The sequence below is a fragment of the Kineosporia sp. NBRC 101731 genome (genome assembly GCF_030269305.1).
GTDB lineage: Bacteria > Actinomycetota > Actinomycetes > Actinomycetales > Kineosporiaceae > Kineosporia.
Genome location: NZ_BSTC01000018.1, coordinates 107,143 through 114,483, shown reverse-complemented (window position 1 = coordinate 114,483; position 7,341 = coordinate 107,143). Strand labels below are relative to the sequence as shown.

Annotated in this window: 6 protein-coding genes; 2 read left to right on the top strand and 4 right to left on the bottom strand. The window is 67.1% G+C overall.

Annotated elements, in window-relative coordinates; translation table 11 throughout:
* Positions 1-1,903 (bottom strand): PAS domain-containing protein (locus QSK05_RS32535; protein WP_285601237.1); only part of this gene is annotated, 1,903 nt, incomplete at its 3' end.
* 131 nt (positions 1,904-2,034) lie between these two features.
* On the opposite strand from QSK05_RS32535, the gene QSK05_RS32530 reads away from it, so the two are divergent.
* Entirely contained in the window at positions 2,035-2,532 is a 498-nt protein-coding gene (locus tag QSK05_RS32530; RefSeq protein WP_285601236.1) for a VanZ family protein, read from the top strand.
* On the opposite strand, the gene QSK05_RS32525 is transcribed toward QSK05_RS32530, so the two are convergent.
* Positions 2,483-3,676 carry an ROK family transcriptional regulator gene (locus tag QSK05_RS32525; RefSeq protein WP_285601235.1) on the bottom strand — a complete coding sequence of 398 codons (1,194 nt, stop codon included), beginning with the start codon at positions 3,674-3,676 and terminating at the stop codon, positions 2,483-2,485. The genes QSK05_RS32530 and QSK05_RS32525 overlap by 50 nt on opposite strands.
* Before the next feature lie 80 nt (positions 3,677-3,756).
* On the opposite strand from QSK05_RS32525, the gene xylA reads away from it, so the two are divergent.
* Positions 3,757-4,947 (top strand): xylose isomerase, encoded by a 1,191-nt coding sequence (gene xylA, locus QSK05_RS32520; protein WP_285601234.1) that lies wholly within the window; start codon positions 3,757-3,759, stop codon positions 4,945-4,947.
* Here xylA and QSK05_RS32515 read toward each other — a convergent pair.
* Both QSK05_RS32515 and QSK05_RS32510 read right to left on the bottom strand, forming a co-directional pair.
* On the bottom strand, positions 4,944-5,108 hold the full coding sequence (locus QSK05_RS32515; RefSeq protein WP_285601233.1) for a hypothetical protein: 165 nt from the start codon (positions 5,106-5,108) through the stop codon (positions 4,944-4,946). The two genes, xylA and QSK05_RS32515, sit on opposite strands and share 4 nt — an antisense overlap.
* 219 nt (positions 5,109-5,327) lie before the next feature.
* Positions 5,328-7,001 (bottom strand): glycoside hydrolase family 26 protein, encoded by a 1,674-nt coding sequence (locus tag QSK05_RS32510; RefSeq protein ID WP_285601232.1) that lies wholly within the window; start codon positions 6,999-7,001, stop codon positions 5,328-5,330.
* Positions 7,002-7,341 lie beyond the last annotated feature (340 nt).

Sequence of the window (7,341 nt, the reverse complement as noted above, 5' to 3'; positions counted from 1 at the left end):
TCGACTCCGCCTTGGCGTTCAGCCGCTGCTCCAGCTGCACCTGCTCGGTGATGTCGTACGCATACTTGATCACCTTCACCGGCTTACCCGCGAGGTCGAGAATCGGATTGTAACTCGCCTGGATCCAAACGTTTCGGCCGAACTTTCCCAGACGGTGGAACCGGCCGGCCCGGAATTCGCCTCGCTGCAGGCGCAACCAGAAGTCGCGGTACTCCTCCGAGAGCACATACTCCTGCGTGCAGAAGATGCTGTGATGCTGCCCGACAATCTCGTTCTGCGTATAGCCCAGAGTCTTGAGAAAGTTGTCGTTGGCCGTGAGAATATTCCCATTGAGATCGAACTCGATCACCGCCTGAGACCGGTCCAGAGCCGCCACCCGACCGGCATAATCGGCGTTCCGCAGCTTCTCACCCGTCACGTCGGAGGCGAACTTCACCACCTTGAAAGGCTCTCCCTCAGCGGTCAGCACCGGACTGTACGTCGCCCGGATCCACAGCTCACGCCCGTTCTTACCCACCCGCAGGTACTCTCCGGATTCGTGCTCGCCCCGGGACAGCTTGTCCCAGAACTTCTGGTACCCGGTGCTGCTCGCCTCCTCCGGCTTCACGAGCAACCGGTGGTGGCGCCCGACGATCTCTTCCCGCTGGTACCCGAGCAGGTTGCAGAAGATCGCGTTGGCGTCGAGCACCACACCCTCGAGGTCGAACTCGACGACGGCCTCGGACCGGCCGATCGCGTCGATCTTGCTCGCGGAGTCGGCATTGCGGGCGTTGGCCGCCGTGATGTCGACGGCAAACTTGACGATCTTCCAGGGCTTTCCGTCAAGGTCGAGGATCGGGCTGTACACGGCCTGCAGCCACACGTCCCGACCGCCCCGGGCCACCCGGTGGAACTCCCCGGAGCTGAACTCCCCCTCCCGCAGGTGCCGCCAGAAATTCTGGTACTCCTCAGACTTCTCCTTGCCCGGGAGAACGAACATGCTGTGGTGCCTGCCGACCACCTCACTGCGGTCGTAACCCATCGTCTGGAGAAAGTTGTCGTTCGCGACCCGGACGATGCCGTTCAGGTCGAACTCGATGACCGCCTGCGAGCGGTCGATCGCGGCCACCCTGCCCTCGAAGTCGGCGTTGCGGAGCTTGGCCTCGGTCACGTCAACAGCAAAAGAAACTACCTTGCAAGGTTTTCCGTCAATATCGAGAATCGGATTGTATACGGCCTGCAACCAGACCCCGCGACCGCCCTTGCCCACCCGGTGGAACTCCCCGGCGACGAACTCGCCCTCTCCGAGCCGCAGCCAGAACTGCCGGTAGGCAGCTGACCGCGCCTCGTCGGGCAGCACGAACAGACTGTGGTGCCGGCCTACCACCTCCTCGCGGGCGTAACCCATCACCTTGAGGAAGTTCTCGTTGACCGCGATCGCCACGCCACTCAGGTCGAACTCGATCACGGCCTGGGATCGACTGATCGCAGCGATCTTTCCCGCGGCATCGGCCGCAACCCGCTTGGCCGCGGTGATGTCGAGCGCGTACTCGATCACCTTGACCACCTCGCCGGCCGCATTGACCACCGGGGTCCAGGTCGACCGGATCCACAGGTCCCGCTTACCCTGCCAGACCCGGCGGAACTCACCGTAGGGGTTCCCACCGGCCCGCAGCTCTGCCCACAACTGCTCGTACTCCGGCGACGCCACCACTTCGGCCGGCACCAGTGAACTGTGGTGACGCCCGACCAGATCGCCCGCCGCATACCCGGCCAGTTCGGCGAACTGCTCGTTCACCGTGAGCACCATGCCGTCGAGGTCGTACTCGGCCCGGGCCTGCCCCCGCCCGAAGGCCTCCACCTGGCTCCGCAGTTCCGCGAGTTCCGCCAGTGCCTCCTGGTCGACCTCACTGGTGTTCGACACCGTGCCTCCTCCGTCGTGCCTGCCTGTGCCGGAACGGTCGACGTCAGGCGGACGGTGCTTGAGCCGGGTCGGTGATCATCTACCTTCCCGGCTCTTCACCTCAGGCCGGTCCGGCCCCATAGAGTTGGCCGGTGCTGCGCGGCCTCATTCCCCATTCGACCGGTTTCATGGCCCTGATCACGCTGATCGTCCTGGTCGCGGTCGCCTGCCTGCTCCGCCACTGGCACGTCACCCGCGCCGGCCGGGGCCCGGTGATCCTGCTGGCGCTCGTCGTGCTGGGCGACCTGGCCCTCACGGTGCCGGGCACCGATCCCCAGATCGCCCCTTACTGGGACCGGGCACCGTTCAGCACCTTCGGCGGGCATGCCCGCACCGATACCGAGATCCTGGGCAACCTGCTGATGTTCGTCCCGGTCGGGGCGCTGGTGTACCTGCTGTCACGCCGTCTGTTCCCGGCCCTCGCGCTCTCCGGCGGATTCTCCTTCGCCATCGAGCTCTATCAGTACGTCGATCGTCAGGGCCGGGTCGCGTCCACCGACGACGTCCTGCTCAATCTCGGCGGCGCGGTGATCGGTGTGCTCATGACGCTGTCAGCCACACGCTGGGCCGGGCCACCAGACGGTCGATGACGGTGTGGGCCGCCCCGGTCATGGCCGCGTAATCCCCGGCCCGGGCCCGGGTCACGGCGACCGGCACCCAGTCGCTGAACACCACCAACTCGGCCAGCGCCGCCTCGACCGGCCCGGCGACGGTGTCGAAGAGGGCTGCGAACGTGCCGCCCAGCACCGCCTCGTCGATGTCGGAGATGTGGGCCACGGCGGCCAGCGCGATACCGAGAGCCCGGCCCGCCTGCCGCACCGCGGCCACCGCCGCCGGGGAACCCTGCGCGACCGCCTCCAGCAGATCGCTGAAGGGCGCGTCTTCCGGCAGCTGTGCGTTCCGGATCAGGGCCCGCTGGCCGGCCACGTCTTCCAGACGGGTCAGCACGCTCGGTGCGGTCGGCGAGGAACCGACCACCACGTGCCCCACCTCACCGGCCCAGCCGTGGCTCCCGGCGCTCAGGGCACCGCCCAGCACCCGCGCCCCACCGATCCCGATCTCCCCGGAAACGTAGAAGAAGCTCGGCCTTCCGTCTTCCGACCGACGGGCCCGGATCTCCGCCCGGGCCGCCAGGTCGGCCTCGTTGGCCACAGTGAAACCGACTGCACCACCGACGAGTTCGGCGGGGAGCAGCCCGATCGCGTCCAGATCGCGCCAACCCAGGTTGGGCGCGGTCCGCAGCACCGACGAGGAGTCGAGCAGACCCGGCAGCGCGAGCGTCGAACCGGCGATCCGCGCCCCCAGAGCGACCGCCCGGGAGCGCACCTCCCCCGTCACCCGTCCCAGCCGGGCGGCGACCACGGCCGGCTCCGAGCCGCGCAGGTCGGCGTGCAGCACCTGCTCGGCGATCACCTCACCGGTCAGGTCGACGGCCCGCACCCCCAGGTAGTCGACGTTGACCTCGAGACCGAGCGCCGCGACGGTGCGGGCGACGGGCACCAGGGGAACCGACGGACGGCCACGCTGGAGCGCCACCGGTGCGAGTTCACGCACCAGGCCGGCCTCCACCAGACGGTCGACGAGGTTGGTCACCGCGGCCCGGGAGAGACCGGTGCGGGCGGCGACCTGGGCCCGCGACACCGGCTCGGAGGCATCCAGCACGGCGGAAAGGGTGAGAGAGAGGTTGTGCTCGCGCATCCAGTCTTGCCTGACCGGCGCAACCGGAGGTGACATGTCTTGACCCTACCGCCATCTATGGATAAATTCACGGCGTAGATTAAATGCTTCCGCGAAGCGAACTGGAGTGATCCGCGATGACGCGTACCCCTACCCCCGCAGACCGTTTCTCCTTCGGACTCTGGACCGTCGGATGGCGCGCGCAGGACCAGTTCGGCAGCGCCAGCCGCCCGTGGCTCGACCCGGTCGAGTCAGTGACGAAGCTGGCCGAACTCGGTGCCGCCCACGTCACGTTCCACGATGACGACGTGGTGCCGTTCGGCAGCAGCGCCTCCGACCGGGAGAAGATCCTGGAGCGTTTCAAGGGCGCCCTGGCCGACACCGGCATCACCGTCGAGATGGTCACCACCGACACCTTCAGCCACCCGATCTTCAAGGACGGCGCGTTCACGTCCAACGACCGCCGGGTGCGGCGTTACGGCCTGCGCAAGGTCGTGCGCAACGTTGACCTGGCCGCCGAGCTGGGCGCCACCACGTTCGTGATGTGGGGCGGCCGCGAGGGCGCCGAGTACGACAGCGCCAAGGACCTCAACGCGGCCCACGCCCGCTACGCCGAGGGCATCGACACGGTCGCCGCCTACATCAAGGAAAAGGGCTACGACCTCCGCATCGCGATCGAGCCCAAGCCGAACGAGCCGCGGGGCGACATCCTGCTGCCGACCCTGGGCCACGCGCTGGGTTTCATCGCCCAGCTGGAGCACGGCGACATCGTGGGCCTCAACCCCGAGGTCGGCCACGAGCAGATGGCCGGACTGAACTACACCACCGGCATCGCGCAGGCGCTGTGGGCGGGCAAGCTCTTCCACATCGACCTGAACGGCCAGCGCACCATCAAGTTCGACCAGGACCTGGTGTTCGGCCACGGTGACCTGTTCTCCGCGTTCGCCACGGTCGACCTGCTGGAGAACGGTTTTCCCGGTGGCGGCCCGACCTACGACGGCCCCCGGCACTTCGACTACAAGCCCTCACGCACCGAGGACAGGCAGGGCGTGTGGGACTCGGCCGCCGCGAACATGTCCAGCTACCTCCTGCTCGCCGAGCGGGCCAAGGCGTTCCGCGCCGACCCCGAGGTGCAGGAGGCCCTGGAGTACTCCGGCGTACTGGAGCTCTCGCAGCCGACCCTGTCGCCCGGTGAGACCTTGGCCGACCTGCTCGCCGACACCTCGGCCTACGAGGACGTCGACGTGGACGCGGTCGCCGAGCGCGGTTTCGGGTTCGTGCGGCTGAACCAGCTGGCGATGGAGCACGCGATCGGCGCCCGTTCCTAATCCTCCCGCGATCGCTGGGGTGGTGCGGTCTCGAAGGTCTCCAGGAACTCGCTGCCCTCGTCACTGATGCGGCGGCTGTTCCGGGCGTCTCGTCGGTACAGGCTGATCACGGTTCCCACGGCTACGGCCGTGACGAACAGGCACACGATGATGAAGATCACTGGCACCTCCTTCACGCGGATCCCCCGGTGAAGGCCCCAGGCTAGGAGAAGAGCTCCGGGCAAAGGCCACGTCAACGGATATGCCGGGCGCGGGTTCACCCCGCCCCGGTAATCCGTTCGGCGGCCCGGTCGCACCACCAGAAGGCTGCCTCACGACGAACGGCCGCACCCCGGACAGTGGGTGCGGCCGTTCGCGTGATGCTGGCGGTTTGCTGGTGGTTACGGAGTTCCGGTCGCCTCCGCCGGTTCCTCGGAGTCGGCCGCCGCGATCAGGGTCTGATACGTGCCCGCCGCTTTCGGGTTCTGCGTGGGCTGGAAGATGGCACCGGCGTAGTAACTGGCATTCTCGTTGAAGTACGCCTCGTAGGCCAGGTCCGAGCCCATGCTGGTGAAGAACTCCACCATCTTGTCGATGTAGAGCGCGTTGTCACCACCGTTGTGGCCGGCATGCGCCGAACCCGGGTACACACCCCACTCCGGAACCGTGAGCTTCTTGCCGTGCTTCTTGGCGAAGTCCGCCCAGAACTTCAGGCCGAAGTTGCCGTTGAGGTGTTCCTCCCACGTCTGGTCGTTGTTGGCACCCGGCCACATGTCGTAGGAGTCGACACCGACGTAGTCGACGTACTCGTCACCCGGGTAGGCCTGAGTGGCATCGGCCAGACCCGCACTGACACCGCGGTTCACGGTCCAGTCCCACTTCAGGTCAGGAGCCGTGGTGCGTGCCGAGGTGACGATCTGACGCCAGCACTCGGCGAACTGCCCCGGGTTGCTGGCGCTCCACTTGTACCAGTTGCCGTTGAACTCCCAGCCGAGCCGGATGATCGAATCACCCATGCCGTTGTCGGTGAAGTTCTTGCCGAACTGGACCCACTTGTCGTTGTACTGCCCGGCCGCACAGCCCGCCATGGTGGCGCTGCCGTCGCCCTCCGGGATCGGCGCGACGCCCAGCGCCTTCATGTACGGCGTGTCCTTCCAGGCGTCGAAGATCCAGGTCGGGTTGATGACGTCGTCCCAGGTCTGGCGTGCGGGCCAGTCCACGACCACGTCGACCGGAGCACCCCGCCAGGCCGCGAAGGCCTCGGCGTTGGCGGCACTGCTGCCCGCCATGTAGAGGCCACTGGCACCCCACGGCAGACCCGAGCGGTTCGTCGTCGAGCACGGGTTCATGGCGCTGCCGCCATCCGGGCCCGTGGTCTCGGTGCTGGTGGACGTCGTGGTCGCCTCGGTGGAACCCTCAGCCGATGCGGTGGTTTCGGTGGTCTCGGTGGCCGTCGGCTCGGTCGCCGTCGCGGTGGTGGTTCCGGTCGCGGTGGTGGTTCCGGTCGCGGTGGACGTCGAGCACGTCGCGGGAACGGATGCTGTCGCGCTCGAGGTCGGTGTCCCCGTGGTCGCCGTGCCCGTCGCCGTGCCCGTCGCCGTACCGGTGGCCGTACCCGTCGCGGTTCCGGCGGTGACCGTCACGATCGGGGCTGCGGTCGTCGGGGTAGTGCCCGTGGTGCTGGAGGTGGTGCCGGGCGAGGTCGAATTCCCTTCCGTATAGCCCGATCCCGTGGTGCTGGAGGCACCGCTCGGGGCGGGGGTGACCGACTCGGAGGTCGCGGTGCTGGGGCCGGTCTGCCCCGGCGCGATCTGTTCCGGATCGACCTCGTCCTGCCAGCGGCCGGGCCAGTTGCCTGTGCTGTGCCGGTGCTCCCGGCGCCACTTCTTGCTCTTGGGCATGTCCGAGTAGTCAGAGATGTAAGCGGCGCCGTCCGTACTCGTCCAGGAGACGGCCGGCCCGACCGCAGTTCTTTCCGGTTTCGGATCCTGGCCGGCGATCGCCGGCACGGTCCCGATTGCAGCAGCAACAACCACCAGTGCGGTCGCCGCCACAACCCGCTTCTTGGTCAGCACGCCTTGCCACTCCCCTGTCATATGGCTCGTCCGGACCGTCCACGCCTAGTTGGCGCAGGTAACAGGGTGCAGTCACGCAATTGTCTGAATCTTAAAGAGACGTCAAGTTCAAACAGTTTCACCACTCAGTGTCACTGTTCATGACGGATAGGGAGAGTCTGCTGTTCAGGGTGGGATTGAGGTGATGTCACCACCCCGTCACCGTGTCCTTTTTGTGACCCACCCTCCGGGGGTACATCGGTCCAGCACAGGGGGGTTTCAGCAGGTCAGGCGGGAGATTTGATGACCACGGAGCGTGTCCGGGCAGACAAAGTGCACCAAGAGGGCAGTCTCTGGCCAC